Consider the following 14,535-nt stretch of genomic DNA (forward strand, 5'->3'; position numbering starts at 1 on the left):
CATGTCCTCCAAAGTCCTCTTCGGCTTCCATGCCGTGGGCGTGCGCCTCAAAACCGCCCCCAAATCCATCGTCGAAATCTACGTTGACCCTACACGCCGCGACGCGCGCATGCGGCAATTCACCGAGAAAGCGGCCGAAGCCGGCGTGCGCCTGATCGAAGCCGACGGCATGCGCCTGGCCAAGCTGGCCGGCAGCCACGGCCACCAGGGCGTAGCCGCCAAGGTGCAAGAGATCAAACAAGTCCATTCGCTGGATGAGCTGCTGGAAAACCTGGAAGCCGCCAACGCAGCCTTGCCAGCCGCAGAGCGCACCAACCCCCTGATTCTGGTGCTGGACGGCGTGACCGATCCGCACAACCTGGGCGCCTGCCTGCGCGTGGCCGATGGCGCGGGCGCGCATTGCGTGATCGCCCCCAAAGACCATGCCGCGGGTATCAACGCGACGGTCGCAAAGGTCGCCAGTGGCGCGGCCGAGACCGTGCCGTACTTCATGGTCACCAATCTGGCGCGCACGCTCAACGAACTGAAAGAGCGCAACATCTGGATCATTGGCACCAGCGACCAGGCCACCAGCAACCTGTACCAGGCCGACCTCAAAGGCCCGGTCGCGCTGGTGCTTGGCGCAGAAGGCGACGGCATGCGCCAGCTCACCGCCAAAACCTGCGACCAACTGGTCAGTATCCCCATGCAAGGCGCTGTTGAAAGCCTGAACGTGTCGGTGGCCAGCGGCGTCTGCCTGTACGAGGCCTTGCGCCAGCGCCGCACCGCATGACGACCGCCCGGGCAACCGGCATTGCAGCGCTCTTGCTGTTTGTCGGGCTGGCGATTTACCTGCTGCCTCTGCAGCCCAACATCGTTGCGCTGCAGTTCGCATTCAATGCCGGCACGTTTCGCGCCATATTGGAGCAGTGGGGGCCAGAGGGCGTGGCGCTGTTCCGCTCCCATCTGCCGGTTGATGTGGTGCTGCTGGTCGCCTACGGCACATTCGGCTACCTGTTCACCACGCGCACTGCAGTCTTCGCCCAGTACACACCCGTCTGGCGCATGCGCATCTCTGTGTTCATGCCCGTGGCCGCGCTGGCCGATGCGGTGGAGGACATCCTGCATTGGTATTTGACGGGTGACGGCTTCGTGAGCAACGCCCATGTTCTGGTGCCTGTCGCTACCGCCTATTCATCGCTGAAGTTCGCGGGCATTGCGATGTTTGGGCTGGCGGTGCTGCATGCGCGGTTCATTGCGCGGCGATAAACCTGTTGTTGTATCCCCAGAATGGGGGATATTCACGCGGGGTGGACTGACACAGAATCGCTGTTCACGGACTTCGGTCATTTCTTTCAACTGTGGGGTTTTCTGCTACTTTTATGAGAGCTGTCTACGCAAACTGGATAAGCGTTTATGCCACTTTTCACTGATCAGTTTTCCACGTTATATCGCTGTGTTTTGCGGTATACATTGCATTAGCCGTCACAAGCGCAGCTATGCCACCATCTTCGATATTTGACGAGTCTGACGCCTTAGCCGAGGAGCTGATGGCGCTGATTGCTGTACCGCTCTTCGACGATTCGCTGCGCATCCGAACTAGCGATGTCGCGTGCTCCCTTTCACTGGAGCATTGGGCGTCGGCGAGGGTGCTGCTTCATTCAGGCTTGCTGTCATCGGCTGTCGTTGTTCATCGCACCCAGTTCGAGGCGCTTGCTCGGTCGGTCTGGCTGCTGTACGCCGCGTCCGACGATCATCTTTCCAAACTGACCGCCACGTTGTCTTTTGAGTCCGAACAGGCCGCGAAGAACATGCCTCAAACTGCCGAGATGATGCTGGATCTAGCAAAGAGAGCGCCGCAGCAAGCTTACGACGCACTATCTCGCTTCAAAGAGAACTCATGGAGGGCGCTCAACTCCTACGCTCATGCAGGCATACACCCCATTCGTCGACACGGCGATGGGTATCCCGTCCAGTTACTGCACGACATTCTGCGCAATGCAAATGGCTTAGCGGTCGTCAGTTGCATGCAAGCCGCCGTCATTTCTGGGCAGCAGCCGCTACAGCGCAGCGTCTTGGCGTTAGCTGCCAAGCACCCAGCTTGTATGCCGCCGCCACTATGACGGCTAACAATTCGTTCAAGGCGGACGGCTGGGCCGCCGCTTAACTCAAGCGTTAAATGCCATGAAATGCCTCATTTTGATCGTTGCGCTCTTCATCGGAAGCGCCTTTGCTCAATCGTCCGAGCGTCCTTCAATCATTCGGGAACAGCAGGGCAATGTCACAAATTTGCGGATTGAGGGAAACTTGGAACCAACGCGGGATGTTGCCTGCATCGCTCTCAGTGAGGCTAAGTCGGCCTACACGCCGCCGGATATTCACACTGCTATCGTAAAGTGCATTTCCAGAGGGGATTTCGCCAAGGCGGCTTCGCTTTTCATGCTCGCGGGCATCTACTCGCGGTTCGACGCTGAACGCGTTGCCGACAAAACAGCGAGGGGGGGCGTGCGGGTGCTCATCATGAATACCTTCGGGCGCTTCTCCAAGGAACAGAAGGAAGGTTTTTCCGGCGCCGCGAACCAACTGACGCAAGCCTCCTCAGAGCTTCAAGCCTTTTGTTCGGAACTGGTTCGGATTGGTCCCCCTACTTACTTTCCGAAATATCTCATCCTGCATGGCATGAATGCTTTTACGTCTCCAAATCCGCTGGAAAATGCAATCGACCTAAGCTTTGATGCCGTCAGCACGTGGGCACGCCTTCAAGAGACCTACGCGCATTGCCCGAAATGACGACACCGAACCCCTCATTCCGGTGGTCTGCCCGGCGGTAACCGTGCTTTGCGGTATAAATTGCGTAGACCCTACCACCGTCAACTTTCTACACCGCCATGGCATTGAACCCTGAAGACGAATACGTGTACCTCGCGCCCAGTGGCCAGGGTGTCGCCTTGCCAGGAGGAGACAAGTTTTGGTCGATGCCTCCTGATGAGATGGCGAAGTTTGAGCAAGGTTGGGTTATCAGCGAGTTTGTTTGCTCTGAAGACTGGCAAAACTGGGAAATGCACCCATGCGCGGAGGAGTTTGTCTACTTGCTGAGCGGAGATATCGAGTTCCTTCAAGAACTACCGTCCGGCATCAGCGCAACCAAGATCACTGGCCGAGGTGCAGTTCTCGTCCCGCGTGGCGTCTGGCATACAGCGCGAGTTTTCGCCCCCAGTCGCATGCTCTTCGCCACCATGGGTGCTGGCACCCAGCACAAACCATTCGTTGGCGCCTAAGTCGCGCTGAACCATAGAACCAGGAAATCACATGACCATCGAAACCGAAAATGACGTCGTTGCACTCAAGCGCATAGGCCGGATTGTCTCCATGGTGCTGCACGAGATGCTCGACGCCGCGGAGCCCGGCATGACGACGCGCGAGTTGGATGCGTTGGGTGAGGAGTTGCTTGCCAAGCACGGCGCACGTTCGGCGCCCAAGCTGACTTACGACTTTCCGGGCTTTACCTGCATCAGCATCAACGAGGAGGCTGCGCATGGCATTCCGGGTGACAGGGTGATTCGAGCGGGTGACGTATTGAACGTGGATGTGTCGGCCGAGCTGGGCGGCTACTTTGCCGACACCGGTGGCACACGGGTTGTGCCACCCACCAACGCACAGAAGACACGCCTGTGCCATGCCACCCGCACGGCTTTGGCGATGGCCATGAAGCAGGCCCGCGCAGGGCGGCCCATCAATGGCATAGGTGCAGCCATCGAGCGCACGGCCAAGCAATACGGCTTCAAGATCATCGAGAACCTGGGCAGCCACGGGGTAGGGCGTGCATTGCATGAAGCGCCTGAGCACATTGCGGGCTACTTTGACCGGACTGACACGCGCCTGCTGGAAGAAGGCATGGTGATCACCATCGAACCTTTTCTTTCCACCAAGAGCCGCATCGTCACGGAGACTGACGATGGCTGGACGCTGGTGGGCGCACGCGGCAACCTGTCGGCACAGTACGAGCACACGATGATCATCACCAAGGGCGAGCCCATCGTGGTGACCCAACACTAAAGCAGCCACAACACCGAGGAGACGGACATGAAACGAGTGACAGGTATTGGCGGCATCTTTTTCTACGCAAAGGACCCTGCCGCGTTGGGCGCCTGGTACAAGAAGCACCTGGGCATTGACGTGCAACCCTGGGGCGGCGCAGCGTTTGACTGGGTCGATGCAGAGGGCAATCCGACAAAGGGAACCACGGCCTGGACCATTAGCAAAGCCGACGGCGGCCACTTTGCGCCCAGCCAATCGAGCTTCATGGTCAACTACCGCGTCGACAACCTGACGGCTTTGCTGCAAGCGCTCAAAGACGAAGGATGCAACGTACTGGAGAAAACGGATGACTCCGAGTACGGCAAGTTCGGTTGGGTGATGGACCCCGAGGGCAACAAGGTTGAACTGTGGGAGCCGCCTGCTGGGCAGTGATTTGACGCGCGTTAAAGCAAGCTTACTTGCGCTGATCGTTAGTGGCCATGCCGGGATCTACTTCTGGCATTGGTATCTCCCTCAAAAAATGTCTGCGGTGGCCACCGCGCCCTTGTCGGTTACGGTGACCGTGGTGCAGCCCAAGCCAGCCGTCAATGCTGGTCGATCGCCCAAGGCGGCAGGCCAGGCTTCCAGCAGGCGCTCTGAAGTCAGCATCCCCGCCCAGCCCGACAACAGTAATGCCATTGGTCTGGATGCACCGGACACAGCCCCCGCGTCGGTCGCGCCATTGCAATTGAACCTTCCGCGCGAGAGCCGCACCGCAGCCGCAATTGACAGCCCGGCCCGGATGGCCCTGGAAGACCCACGCTCCAACACCGCCAAGCCAACAAGCAGCGAACGCTTCGCCATCACGCTGGGCAGCTACGCGTGTGTAGTAACTGAGCGCATGCCCGATGGCAGCATCTACCGCGGCCCCGGCGTCTGGGACGCGGCCCCCAATTCGGATGTCACGGCCACCGGGGGAATTCTGGACCCGCGCGGCCCCTCGCGGGTCTGCCGACGAAAGGCACTCTAAGCAGCACCCGCGATGCGTCGCTTGTCAGTGCTATTAAAAACTACTAGTCTTGGCAGGCCAACCATGCAAACCAAAACCTTCACCAAAGAACTGCTCTCACCATGCGTGCTCTGAACCTCTCAGCCAGAAAGTCCAGATCGCAATGTTGAGTTGTCTACAGGGCCGGATCATCGGCGCGTTGATGGCGTGCTTGTGCAGCGGCGCAGTCCTTGCCCAACACCAAAGCCCCGGCCTGGTGGGGCCAGACGGGAGCTTGCCTGCCTTTCACGCGCAGTTGCGCGAACAAATGAACTTCAGCCTGGGCTGGACGGCAGCGCACCAATCGCAGCCGCAGGCCTGGCGGGCCGCGGGGTTGGCCAAGGCGCGCGAGCTGATGTTGCAGCCGGGTGTGGACGCAACGCCGTTTGCGGCCAAAGTGTTGAGCGAGATAGACCGTGGCAGCTACGTGGCGCGGCGGATTGAATTCAATGTGACGGCGCACAGTCGGGTGCTCGCCCTGATGCTGGTGCCCAAAGGCGCGGGGCCTTTTCCGGCGGCGCTGGTGCTGCATGACCACGGCGCGCGCTTTGACATTGGCAAAGAAAAACTGATTGCGCCGTGGGGCGATGCTGCGCGTGAGCAGTCCGCTGCCCAGTGGGTGGACAAGTATTTTTCGGGGCGTTTCCCGGGAGATGCGCTGGCGCAGCGCGGTTATGTGGTGCTGGCGGTAGATGCGCTGGGTTGGGGCGACCGCACGGCGCCGGGCTTTCAGACCAGCAGCCAGCAGGCGCTGGCCGCCAACCTGTTCAACCTGGGCACTTCGTTTGCCAGCATCATCGCCTCCGAAGACCTGCGCGCGGCGCGCTTTCTGGCCAGCCATTCCGAAGTGGACCCCCGCCGCGTAGCCGCGTTGGGTTTCTCTTTTGGGGCATTTCGGGCCTGGCAAGTGGCGGCTTTGTCCGACGACGTGACGGCCGGTATCGCCGTGAACTGGATGGCCACGGCGCAAGGGCTGATGGTGCCGGGCAACAACCAGCTCAAGGGACAGTCGGCATTTGCAATGCTGCACCCCTATGTGATGCGCTATCTGGACTATCCCGATGTGGCCGCCTTGGCGGCACCCAAGCCGATGTTGTTCTACGCAGGCGAGCAGGACAGACTGCTCCCTGTGGTTTCGACTCAGCAGGCGTTTGCCAAGATGCATGCCGTGTGGTCTGCGCATGGCGCGTCTGACAAGCTGCATACCCGCATTTGGCCAGTGGACCATGTGTTTGTGAAAGAACAGCAGGAGGCTGCGTTTGACTGGCTGGATGCGCAGTGGCTGCGAAAGTGATGCCATTGCACCCAAGCCAAGATTTAGATACTATCAATTTGGTAGCTGCTTACGCACATTCCGCGGGCGCTAGAGGCCTTTTTTCTTCCAATGCAAACCAAAACATTTAACAGCGGCCGCATCCGCAAAGCCGTTTACGACACCGAATCCCAGCAGCTGGATCTGCATTGGGATAACAAAACCGTGCTGGCGTACAAGCATGTTCCGCAGGAGGTGTACCGGCGGCTGTGCGCCGCGCCAAATCCGACGACCTACTGGGAAGACCGGATTGCCGAGGAGTATCCCAAGGGCAGGGCGATGGCTTCCGGTACGGGCGACGATAAGCCCAAAGATTTGAGCGATTTGTTTTCCAAACCATGAGGTGCTTATGCTGAAAGGTTCCTGCCACTGCGGCCAAGTTGAATGGACGTACGACCACATTCCCGATGCTGCGACCGCCTGCAACTGCACGGCCTGCCGCCGCTATGGAGGACTGTGGGCGTATGGATGGGAGGGTGAAGACGTGCACGTCTCGGGCGCTACCAAGACCTATGTGTGTGGAGATGCAATGCTGGCCCGTCATTTCTGCCCAGAATGCAGCTGCCTCGCCTATTGGCGCAGCCTGGAGCCGAACGCCGAAGGTCGGCGACGGATGGCAGTGAATTTGCGCCTCTCTGAGCCCGGGCCGGTTGCCGACGTGCCGGTCCGGCACTTTGATGGACTGGATAAATGGGAAGACTTGCCCAAGGATGGGCGATGCATCAAAGACATGTGGTTTTGAGCGGGCGCTACCGCCCAACCGCGCTACTGCGCTAAACCCAGCCCAACCACCCCAGCACTGCTCCGGCGCCAATCAGCACCAGGATGTGTACCTTGGTGCGCCAGACCACCACGGTAGCGACCACCGTGAGTAGCCACAGGCGCCAGTTCTCTATGGGGTTGCCGTGGCTGCTGGCCAAAATCCAGCCGGTGGCGCTGAGCAGCGCGATCACGATGGGCGCCATGCCTTGCTTGAAGGCGCGCACGGAGCGCAATTCGCGGTTCTGGTGGCCCCAGCGCGCGGCGGCGAAGGTGAGAGTGGTGCTGGGCAGCATGATGCCTATCATCGTGACCATTACGCCCAACAGTCCGTAGACTCCGGCCATCAGGCCCGCGCCCATGCCGCCTGCGGCGTTGACGCCGACGTTCCAGCCCAAGAGCGCAATGAACAGCACGTTAGGGCCGGGAGCCGCCTGTGCCAGCGCGATGCTGGAGGTGAACTGGCTGTCGGTCAACCATTGGTGCTCGCCCACCAGGTAGCGGTGCATGTCGGGCGCGGTGGTGATCGCACCGCCGACCGCCAATAGGGATAGCGACATGAAGTGCGTGAACAGCGCCAGCCAATCACCAAAGCCCAGACTGATGTGCAGTGCTTCGCTCATGGCTTGTTCTCTTCCAGCAGACCCAGTTGCCGGTAGGCCCAGAAGCAGGCGGCGCCGCCAAAGCCCAACAGCACCCAAAACAGCGGCCAGCGCAAAATTCCAATCGCGATGAACGTCAGTGCTGCCAGCGCCCAGCACACAGGCGCCCCCATCACATTGCCCTTCATCGCAGAGATCAGTTTCAGGCCAGTGGCGGTGATCAGCGCGGCGGCAATGGCGCCCATGCCGCGCAGCGCACCTTGGACCTGCGGCATATCCGAAATGCCGGCAAAGGCGATCGCAATGACCAGCACGATGCCCAACGGGAACAGCAACATGCCGGCCAGCGCAGCCAGCGCGCCGCGCATGCCGAAGTAGCGGTCACCAATCATCAGCGCGAGGTTGACGACGTTGGGGCCGGGCAGGATTTGGGCTACGGCCCAGTCTTCGACAAACTCCGCGCGCGTAAGCCACTTCTTGTTTTCCACCAACTCACGCTGAACCACGGCCAGCACGCCACCAAACCCCTGCAGCGCCAGAAAGGAAAATGACCAGAACAGGTCTTTGCAGGAATTGGGTTGGGGGTGGGAGGGATTGTCTTGCACGGGGAGGGCTGACCGCAGAGGTGTTGGGTATATGGTAACGGCCATCCAAAGGGTCGACTTTGCAAAGGTTTTGCGGAAAAATGATCGGCGTATTCAGTATTCAATTGGTATTTCCGGGAGGTCGCATGGGGTTTCGCAGCGTGGTTGCCAGCATGGTTACCGGTTTGGCCATTTGCGCGAGCGCTGGCGCCGAAAACAAACCGTTGTTGCTGTGCTTTGAAGATGTCCCACAAACGCCGTGGACGATGCCCGACGGCACAGGCTTGAATATTGACCTGCTGAAGCGCGTTGAAAAAATGCTCGGCGAGAACTTTGAGTTTTCTGCGAGGCCATGGGCACGGTGTTTGAAAGAAGTGCGTGAGGGAAGTGTTGACGGCTTGTTTGGGGCGGCAGACACTGAAGAGCGGCGTCACTGGGGCGTGTACCCAACCCTGCAAGATGGCCGCTCCGACACGCGGCGCGCGTTGCACGTCGACAGTTTCAATGTGTTTTTGCGCGTGGGCGGCCAGGCGTCGTGGGATGGCAAGGAACTCCGGGCCCCCGGCAAAGGTGTGCTGGTCCAACGTGGATACGTCACCGCCGATATCCTGCGCCAGCGCGGTTTCAAGGTGCAGGAAGCTACCACCTCCGGACCCGATGCGATACGCCAGCTTGCCGCGGGCATGTTTGACGTTGCCGTCATCCAGGGCGTTGAGCCCGAACTATTTCTGAGGTCAGACGCAGCCCTTACCAAAAGAGTCACGGCCTCCAAAACGCCCTACGAGTTGCTTCCCAGCTATCTGATCATCGGTCGTTTGACGTACGACCGGGACCCCAAACGGATAGAGGCAATCTGGAAAGCGATTGACATGGTCCGCAGGTCGCCGGAATACAAGGCGGCCGAGGCTGGAGCCCTGCACTGATCACACAGGTGCAGGAATCCCTTCGACCACAACCATATTGAAATAGTCGGTAGCGCCCGCGCGCTTGGCCCGCGCAGCACGGTACATCTCGCCGTCGTACCAGCCCTTGGCGGCTTCATAGCTGGGGAATTTCAACACCGCCATCCGGCTGGGATTCCATTCACCTTCCAGTGTCTCGAACTGACCGCCACGAACCATATATTCACCGCCCGCTGCCTTGATGGATGCGGGTGCATCGGCCATGTACTGCTTGTACTGCTCCATATCGGATATTTGCATATCGACGATGACGTAGGCGGCGGGCATGGTGGACTCCTTTTGATCTATTGGGGTGACTGCTACAGGCTGTTAGCGGTCTTGTGCCTCGCTCTAAAGCAGACACTAAATTCAGTGCTACCTGCCTGCACCTACTGGCTTCTTGGACTCGACAAACTCACTACCATTGAACAGGAACATATGCGGCTCCTTCGACGTAACAGAAGGCTTCTTGGGTGGGCTGTCCTTGATAGTGATTTCCTCTATCAGATCGAGATTGCCATCACCGTTTAAGTCGGCAAATCTCCAAGAAACGGTTTTGCTGTAGCACCCGATATCCATACCAATGGAGCCGCATCCTTCCTCAAACTCCGCCTTATGAAGAATCAGGGGAGTCCAGCCTTCAAATTGCACGATGACCCGAACTCCTGACGTTGTTCCTTGGCCGGAGCCAATTGTTTCGGCCACCACCTCCGAGACACCATTTCGGTCAAGGTCTTGGACCTGGGCAATCTTCGCAACTGGCTCAGCGACTTCGCGCACTTCCTTTAAACGTGGACGAACCATTGCAATATGGAACGTGTCATTCCTCCCACGGTTAAATGCCACATCTACGAGATAGGCAACTTCTCTGCCTCGAAGGTGAATTTCAACGGGTTCCCCAATAACGTCCATTGCTTCCACGGACTTCGCCGTCCACCAAGTCGCAATTGTTTCCTTTGTCGGCGGTGTCTCTGCCATCGCATTTGGCAGGTAGGCAATGGCACAGACAACAAGCAGAAGGGCGCGGAATAGCAACATGGTGGTCGATCAGGTGGCTAACGAAAAATGCAAAAGAACCATTAGGGGTGTATCAAGTTGGACTTTGTCGCTGGAAGTCTGCTTACGCTGCGAAGCAGAAGTCTAGCAATGTACCGGTGTCCCAACTCCATCAATAAAGTCAGGCCTTGGGTTTCTTCTTCACGGCCTTCTTGGCGGCCGGTTTGGCGGCCGTAGTTTTGGTCGCCACCTGTTTCGCCACCGGCGCATCCAGTCCCAGCGCTTCTTCCAGTTCCGCAATCGATTGCTCGGTGTAATCCAACATGCGCTGCAGCGCAGGGACCGAGCGGCGGCAGGCGATGAAGCCGAAACCCAGGTGGTCGCGGTAGCCGCTGATGGTGATGTTCAGCGCCAGGTAGTGCGTCGGGATGGAGACCGGGTAGATCTCGTCCAGCGCTGCGCCGTTCATGTACAGCGATTCGCGCGCGCCGGGTACGTTGGAGATCACCAGGTTGAACGGCGGATATTTGCCGGCCAGCTTGGTGGCCAGCGCAGGGCCGAAGGTGGCAATCGAAGTCATGCCATAGGCCATCTTTCCCAGGCGCGACATGCTGCGCAGCTTGTCCTTGGCTTGTGTGGTGGAGGTCTTGATCTTCTCCAGGCGTTTGAGTGGGTCCTTGATGTGCGTGGCCAGCTCGGCCAATAACAGCGTGACCTGGTTGCCGCCCAAGTCGGTCTCGCCGTGCAGCGATACCGGCACCATCGCAACCAATGGTTTGGAAGGCAGCTTTGCGTGGGTTTGCAGGTATTGGCGCAAGGCACCAGCGCAAATGGCGAGGGTCACGTCGTTGACGGTGGCGTTGGCGGCTTGGCCGATGCGCTTGAGGCGTGACAGCGCAAAGGACTGCGCGGCAAAGCGGCGTGAACCGGAAATCTCGACGTTGAAGGCGGTGGGCGGCGCTTTCAACGCAGCGATGGGCGTTTCTTCGCCGGCTGCGGAGCGGGCCAGGTCGACAAGGCCCGCGCCAATGCCGGGCAAGATCTCGCGCCCGGCCTGGGCCAGTTCATTCAATTGCTCCCGCAAGCCTTTGCTGGAAGACGCAGGGCGCGGGCGAGGGGGCTTGCCCAGCGTTTGTGCCCATAGCGGCGGCTTGTGTTCTTTGGCGGTGGTCGACATCGCCTGCGCGGTCATCTTCGCGCCGCTGACGCCGTCCACCAGCGCGTGGTGCATCTTGATATAGGTTGCGAAGCGCCCACCCGGCAGTCCTTCGATCACATAGCACTCCCACAGTGGGCGGTTGCGGTCCATCAGGTTGCCGTGCACGCGTGACACCAGCGCCAGCAATTCCCGGATGCGCCCGGGCTGCGGCAGCGCGAGATGGCGCACGTGGTAGTCCATCTCGAAATCTTTGTCCTCTTCCCAATGCCACATGCCAAAGCGCAGTTTGGGTTTCAGATTGAACGGTGCTTGCGCGCCCAGATGCTGGCGCCATTCCTCCAGCATCTTGCCGACAAACTCGGGGCCTGCGCCTTTTGGGGGCGTGTAGATGTTGAGCCCTGCAACATGCATGGGCTGGTTGCGCGTTTCCATCCACAGGAAGGCGGAATCGGTAGGGCTCAAGGCTTTCATCAAACGGCTCCAATAGGCTTAAACGGTCACACGCCCAGTGTAGGGATTCGCTGGCCGATGGATAGCAGTAGAAGCCCCTATGTCCGGGCCAGGGGAATGTGTGCCTCAGGCGGCTTGGCCGACCGCAGTGAACTGCGCAGCGTTGTCCCGCAGCCATTGCTCTGACAGGCCCGACTCCTGCTGGCGTGGATGGAAATCGGGTTTCATGTAGGCCTTCCACTCTGCAAAGTTGCCGCGGAACATGCCGTCTTTGGCCAGCAGCAAGCGCCAGCAACTGCGCCAGGTGCTCCATTTGAAAAGTGCACCGTCATGCCACAAATTGCGGACCGTCTGGCGGGTGATGTCGGCGAGGAAGGTGATGGTCACGTAACGGAAGATGCGCACGCGCCATTTGTCGTTGCCGTCCATGGCTTTGTAAATGTCAAACGCCGTGCTGCGGTGCTCGGACTCTTCAGCGCTGTGCCACAGCCACAAGGTTCGCAGGCGCGGCTCGGCGCCTTCCATTGCCTCGGGGTGGCGCAGCATCCAGTCGGCAAAGATCGCGGTCAAGTGCTCGGTGGCGGCAGTGGAGCCCACGTGGATACGCGTCTCCATGTGCGCGTAGCGTTGCAAGCGGCGCGCAGCGCGACGTTCCAGCACATTGTCAAAACCCTGATTGGACAGATGGCCGTTGAACAGCGCGTGGATGCGCCGGTGCGTGGCTTCCTGGCCGACAAAGCCCTGCACCTCAGTCGCCCACTGGGCGCGGACTTCTTCAGGCAGGGCTTTCAGCCCCGCGCGCACCGAGTCCATGAAGTACTGTTCGCCCACCGGGAAGCTCATGGACAGCGCGTTGAAGAAGGCCGAGCGAAACGCATCGCCGCCATTCCAGCGCACATCGAACGGCGTGTTGAGATCAATCAGCAGTTTGCGAACGGTCAGATCAGTCATACGGAGCCCCTAATGATCAGCCACACCATACAGCAAGCGCGCCGCGCCGTGTGGTGCGAAGGGCCGCCAGTTCTGCTGATTTTGCGCCAGCCGGTCAGCCAGCAAATACAGTGCGGCGGGGCTACAGGCCATGCCGCAATGGGTGGCGCCACGCAGGTGGATGTTTTCCGTCTGGCCCGCGCCGCTTTCAATCGAACACTTCCAGGCGACGATGCCATCGAGCTTGCTGTAGACCGACGTGGTTGGCACGGGCGGCGTAGCGCGAATTTCATGGTGGCGGTCAAAGTCCATGTCTTCAATGCGCTCGCCAGACAGCCATTCATAGGCGCGTATGCCAGTGGACGCCAGCGGATGGCCAGAGAAGGGCGAGCCTAACGTGATCACCTGGCGCACTTTGGTGGGCGCCAGCTTGGCCAGTTCGCGCGCATAGACACCGCCCAGGCTTTGGCCGATCACGGTGACTTGTTGACCGTGTTTCAGGTGAATACCGTGCAGCCGCGTAAGCAAGGCCTCGCCCATGTCGTCATTGAAGCCGCGGTTGCGGCCCTGTTTCCAGGCGTAGGACACATAGCCCAGGTCATCCAGGAATTTGCGTAGCAGCACGGTGGATACATCGGTAGCTCCCAAGCCAGGTAGCACCAGCACCGGGTGGCCGTCGCCGCGCTTGGCCATGCGCTTGACGGGGAAAAACATCGCCAGCCCGGCCCACAGCTCCCACACCGCGCGCGACTCCGAGGCCAACAGCCAGGAGGAGGGCGGCGCGATGTCGGGGAACTGCGTCAGCGAGGCGCGCAGGCGCTTAAGGCGAGACATGCGTTTGGGTTTGCTCATACAGAGGCGTCTTTCAAATGACTGGCCACCCATTCGATCACATCCCCGTCCAGGCACATCTGCACATGGCCAATGCCGGGGAAGACGGTCGCCTCAACGCCTTGCAACACCTGCGCGCGCTGCGGGAAGACGATGTTGTCTTGCGGCGTGAGGGCAATGCGAAACAGCGCGCGGGTGGCATCGGTTTCTGCTGCTGCCAGACCTTTGAGCCAATCGCTTTCCCAGACCATTTGTTTGCCGTTCGGCGTGTGCGCGCTTTTGGGCAATGCGTCGGCAATCTTGGTGCCGACATGGGGTGTGCCAAGGGTCAGCACGCGTGCAGCGCGCGCGCTGCCATGGGTGCGCAGCCAGGCGCGAATCGCCAAACCGCCCATGCTGTGGCCCACCAGCGCGACCTGCTTGTGGCCGCTTTGCGCGAGGAGGGTCTGCACCGCTGCGTCGACGATGGGTGCATAGCGGTCTATCGAGCAATACAGTGGCTCCAGGTTGACGGCATGCACCGCATGGCCCTGCGCGCGCAAGACGGGAATGATGTCGTCCCAGATGCGGTGGTTGCACACATAGCCATGCACCAGCACAACCGGAATGCGGTTGGCATCGCCCGTGGCGGGCAATAGCACGGGCGGCTGAGTGGCCCACGGCTGGCGGAAGATGAAAACAACAATGCCTGCCCAGTACTCGCCGAAGAGTGACTTGAACCAGTCGGACAGCGGTTCGTCACCGCGCGACAGGATGCCGCTCCAGGTGTCTACCAAAATCATCACCGCAAATGGCAGGCAAAGCGCAATGCATACGCCGGCCCAAGGTGGCACGCAGCCTGCGGATTGCAGGCAATAACCCAGGCCTGCGCCCAGCAAGAGTTGGGTGAAGATCGACAGGCGAAGGAGTTTGGCGAGCATAGGTTTC

The 14,535-nt window shown here is 59.9% G+C and carries 20 protein-coding genes; 12 read left to right on the forward strand and 8 right to left on the reverse strand.

Translation table 11 applies throughout. The features are described from left to right. Position 1: 1 nt before the first annotated feature. The 11 genes from rlmB (at position 2) to AC1DV6_RS09885 (ending at position 7,098) form a co-directional block, all read left to right on the forward strand. The gene (gene rlmB, locus AC1DV6_RS09835) at positions 2-772 is read left to right on the forward strand and encodes a 23S rRNA (guanosine(2251)-2'-O)-methyltransferase RlmB (protein WP_477977277.1); all 771 of its coding nucleotides are present in this window, start codon (positions 2-4) and stop codon (positions 770-772) included. Next, positions 769-1,248: a hypothetical protein gene (locus AC1DV6_RS09840; RefSeq protein WP_477977278.1), complete on the forward strand. Its 480-nt coding sequence runs from the start codon at positions 769-771 to the stop codon at positions 1,246-1,248. Before rlmB ends, AC1DV6_RS09840 begins: the two co-directional genes overlap by 4 nt. Before the next feature lie 230 nt (positions 1,249-1,478). Continuing rightward, positions 1,479-2,102 carry a DUF6988 family protein gene (locus AC1DV6_RS09845; RefSeq protein WP_477977279.1) on the forward strand — a complete coding sequence of 208 codons (624 nt, stop codon included), beginning with the start codon at positions 1,479-1,481 and terminating at the stop codon, positions 2,100-2,102. Between the two features lie 61 nt (positions 2,103-2,163). Continuing rightward, the gene (locus AC1DV6_RS09850) at positions 2,164-2,769 is read left to right on the forward strand and encodes a hypothetical protein (RefSeq protein WP_477977280.1); all 606 of its coding nucleotides are present in this window, start codon (positions 2,164-2,166) and stop codon (positions 2,767-2,769) included. Between the two features lie 98 nt (positions 2,770-2,867). Then, on the forward strand, positions 2,868-3,257 hold the full coding sequence (locus AC1DV6_RS09855) for a cupin domain-containing protein (protein ID WP_477977281.1): 390 nt from the start codon (positions 2,868-2,870) through the stop codon (positions 3,255-3,257). Between the two features lie 31 nt (positions 3,258-3,288). After that, positions 3,289-4,035 (forward strand): type I methionyl aminopeptidase, encoded by a 747-nt coding sequence (gene map / locus AC1DV6_RS09860; RefSeq protein ID WP_477977282.1) that lies wholly within the window; start codon positions 3,289-3,291, stop codon positions 4,033-4,035. A gap of 27 nt (positions 4,036-4,062) precedes the next feature. Further along, positions 4,063-4,449: a VOC family protein gene (locus AC1DV6_RS09865; RefSeq protein ID WP_477977283.1), complete on the forward strand. Its 387-nt coding sequence runs from the start codon at positions 4,063-4,065 to the stop codon at positions 4,447-4,449. Positions 4,450-4,537: 88 nt separating this feature from the next. Further along, positions 4,538-5,026: a hypothetical protein gene (locus tag AC1DV6_RS09870; RefSeq protein WP_477977284.1), complete on the forward strand. Its 489-nt coding sequence runs from the start codon at positions 4,538-4,540 to the stop codon at positions 5,024-5,026. 142 nt (positions 5,027-5,168) lie between these two features. Further along, positions 5,169-6,338, forward strand: coding sequence for a dienelactone hydrolase family protein (locus tag AC1DV6_RS09875; protein ID WP_477977285.1), 1,170 nt, complete (start codon positions 5,169-5,171; stop codon positions 6,336-6,338). Between the two features lie 90 nt (positions 6,339-6,428). Continuing rightward, positions 6,429-6,698 (forward strand): KTSC domain-containing protein, encoded by a 270-nt coding sequence (locus AC1DV6_RS09880; RefSeq protein ID WP_477977286.1) that lies wholly within the window; start codon positions 6,429-6,431, stop codon positions 6,696-6,698. A 7-nt stretch (positions 6,699-6,705) separates the two neighbouring features. Beyond that, on the forward strand, positions 6,706-7,098 hold the full coding sequence (locus tag AC1DV6_RS09885; protein ID WP_477977287.1) for a GFA family protein: 393 nt from the start codon (positions 6,706-6,708) through the stop codon (positions 7,096-7,098). Between the two features lie 31 nt (positions 7,099-7,129). Here the strand turns inward: AC1DV6_RS09885 and AC1DV6_RS09890 are convergent, their stop codons facing one another. Both AC1DV6_RS09890 and AC1DV6_RS09895 read right to left on the reverse strand, forming a co-directional pair. Then, positions 7,130-7,738 carry a chromate transporter gene (locus AC1DV6_RS09890; protein ID WP_477977288.1) on the reverse strand — a complete coding sequence of 203 codons (609 nt, stop codon included), beginning with the start codon at positions 7,736-7,738 and terminating at the stop codon, positions 7,130-7,132. Beyond that, positions 7,735-8,367 carry a chromate transporter gene (locus AC1DV6_RS09895; RefSeq protein WP_477977289.1) on the reverse strand — a complete coding sequence of 211 codons (633 nt, stop codon included), beginning with the start codon at positions 8,365-8,367 and terminating at the stop codon, positions 7,735-7,737. The genes AC1DV6_RS09890 and AC1DV6_RS09895 overlap by 4 nt, the downstream gene beginning before the upstream one ends. 80 nt (positions 8,368-8,447) lie before the next feature. On the opposite strand from AC1DV6_RS09895, the gene AC1DV6_RS09900 reads away from it, so the two are divergent. Beyond that, on the forward strand, positions 8,448-9,224 hold the full coding sequence (locus AC1DV6_RS09900; protein WP_477977290.1) for a type 2 periplasmic-binding domain-containing protein: 777 nt from the start codon (positions 8,448-8,450) through the stop codon (positions 9,222-9,224). On the opposite strand, the gene AC1DV6_RS09905 is transcribed toward AC1DV6_RS09900, so the two are convergent. The 6 genes from AC1DV6_RS09905 to AC1DV6_RS09930 form a co-directional block, all read right to left on the reverse strand. Next, positions 9,225-9,530 (reverse strand): DUF1330 domain-containing protein, encoded by a 306-nt coding sequence (locus AC1DV6_RS09905; RefSeq protein ID WP_477977291.1) that lies wholly within the window; start codon positions 9,528-9,530, stop codon positions 9,225-9,227. A gap of 87 nt (positions 9,531-9,617) precedes the next feature. Then, positions 9,618-10,280, reverse strand: a complete 663-nt coding sequence (locus tag AC1DV6_RS09910; RefSeq protein WP_477977292.1) for a hypothetical protein — start codon at positions 10,278-10,280, stop codon at positions 9,618-9,620. A 139-nt stretch (positions 10,281-10,419) separates the two neighbouring features. Continuing rightward, positions 10,420-11,868 (reverse strand): WS/DGAT/MGAT family O-acyltransferase, encoded by a 1,449-nt coding sequence (locus tag AC1DV6_RS09915; RefSeq protein WP_477977293.1) that lies wholly within the window; start codon positions 11,866-11,868, stop codon positions 10,420-10,422. Positions 11,869-11,973: 105 nt separating this feature from the next. Further along, complete coding sequence (locus AC1DV6_RS09920; protein ID WP_477977294.1) at positions 11,974-12,798, reverse strand: metal-dependent hydrolase; 825 nt, start codon at positions 12,796-12,798, stop codon at positions 11,974-11,976. A 9-nt stretch (positions 12,799-12,807) separates the two neighbouring features. Continuing rightward, positions 12,808-13,629 carry an esterase/lipase family protein gene (locus tag AC1DV6_RS09925; protein ID WP_477977295.1) on the reverse strand — a complete coding sequence of 274 codons (822 nt, stop codon included), beginning with the start codon at positions 13,627-13,629 and terminating at the stop codon, positions 12,808-12,810. Next, complete coding sequence (locus AC1DV6_RS09930; RefSeq protein ID WP_477977296.1) at positions 13,626-14,528, reverse strand: esterase/lipase family protein; 903 nt, start codon at positions 14,526-14,528, stop codon at positions 13,626-13,628. Before AC1DV6_RS09930 ends, AC1DV6_RS09925 begins: the two co-directional genes overlap by 4 nt. Between the last annotated feature and the right edge of the window lie 7 nt (positions 14,529-14,535).

The sequence above is a fragment of the Rhodoferax sp. P2_H8_2 genome, assembly GCF_056403235.1.

What these genes read in the sequence shown, in the direction of transcription:
- AC1DV6_RS09840 (WP_477977278.1), top strand. Translation starts at nt 769, where the DNA reads ATGACGACCGCCCGGGCAACCGGCATTGCAGCGCTCTTGCTGTTTGTC.
- AC1DV6_RS09890 (WP_477977288.1), bottom strand. Translation starts at nt 7,738, where the DNA reads ATGAGCGAAGCACTGCACATCAGTCTGGGCTTTGGTGATTGGCTGGCG.
- AC1DV6_RS09870 (WP_477977284.1), top strand. Translation starts at nt 4,538, where the DNA reads ATGTCTGCGGTGGCCACCGCGCCCTTGTCGGTTACGGTGACCGTGGTG.
- AC1DV6_RS09915 (WP_477977293.1), bottom strand. Translation starts at nt 11,868, where the DNA reads ATGAAAGCCTTGAGCCCTACCGATTCCGCCTTCCTGTGGATGGAAACG.
- AC1DV6_RS09920 (WP_477977294.1), bottom strand. Translation starts at nt 12,798, where the DNA reads ATGACTGATCTGACCGTTCGCAAACTGCTGATTGATCTCAACACGCCG.
- AC1DV6_RS09930 (WP_477977296.1), bottom strand. Translation starts at nt 14,528, where the DNA reads ATGCTCGCCAAACTCCTTCGCCTGTCGATCTTCACCCAACTCTTGCTG.
- AC1DV6_RS09875 (WP_477977285.1), top strand. Translation starts at nt 5,169, where the DNA reads ATGTTGAGTTGTCTACAGGGCCGGATCATCGGCGCGTTGATGGCGTGC.
- AC1DV6_RS09850 (WP_477977280.1), top strand. Translation starts at nt 2,164, where the DNA reads ATGAAATGCCTCATTTTGATCGTTGCGCTCTTCATCGGAAGCGCCTTT.
- AC1DV6_RS09845 (WP_477977279.1), top strand. Translation starts at nt 1,479, where the DNA reads ATGCCACCATCTTCGATATTTGACGAGTCTGACGCCTTAGCCGAGGAG.
- AC1DV6_RS09880 (WP_477977286.1), top strand. Translation starts at nt 6,429, where the DNA reads ATGCAAACCAAAACATTTAACAGCGGCCGCATCCGCAAAGCCGTTTAC.
- AC1DV6_RS09905 (WP_477977291.1), bottom strand. Translation starts at nt 9,530, where the DNA reads ATGCCCGCCGCCTACGTCATCGTCGATATGCAAATATCCGATATGGAG.
- AC1DV6_RS09885 (WP_477977287.1), top strand. Translation starts at nt 6,706, where the DNA reads ATGCTGAAAGGTTCCTGCCACTGCGGCCAAGTTGAATGGACGTACGAC.
- AC1DV6_RS09855 (WP_477977281.1), top strand. Translation starts at nt 2,868, where the DNA reads ATGGCATTGAACCCTGAAGACGAATACGTGTACCTCGCGCCCAGTGGC.
- AC1DV6_RS09895 (WP_477977289.1), bottom strand. Translation starts at nt 8,367, where the DNA reads ATGGCCGTTACCATATACCCAACACCTCTGCGGTCAGCCCTCCCCGTG.
- map (WP_477977282.1), top strand. Translation starts at nt 3,289, where the DNA reads ATGACCATCGAAACCGAAAATGACGTCGTTGCACTCAAGCGCATAGGC.
- AC1DV6_RS09910 (WP_477977292.1), bottom strand. Translation starts at nt 10,280, where the DNA reads ATGTTGCTATTCCGCGCCCTTCTGCTTGTTGTCTGTGCCATTGCCTAC.
- AC1DV6_RS09925 (WP_477977295.1), bottom strand. Translation starts at nt 13,629, where the DNA reads ATGAGCAAACCCAAACGCATGTCTCGCCTTAAGCGCCTGCGCGCCTCG.
- AC1DV6_RS09900 (WP_477977290.1), top strand. Translation starts at nt 8,448, where the DNA reads ATGGGGTTTCGCAGCGTGGTTGCCAGCATGGTTACCGGTTTGGCCATT.
- rlmB (WP_477977277.1), top strand. Translation starts at nt 2, where the DNA reads ATGTCCTCCAAAGTCCTCTTCGGCTTCCATGCCGTGGGCGTGCGCCTC.
- AC1DV6_RS09865 (WP_477977283.1), top strand. Translation starts at nt 4,063, where the DNA reads ATGAAACGAGTGACAGGTATTGGCGGCATCTTTTTCTACGCAAAGGAC.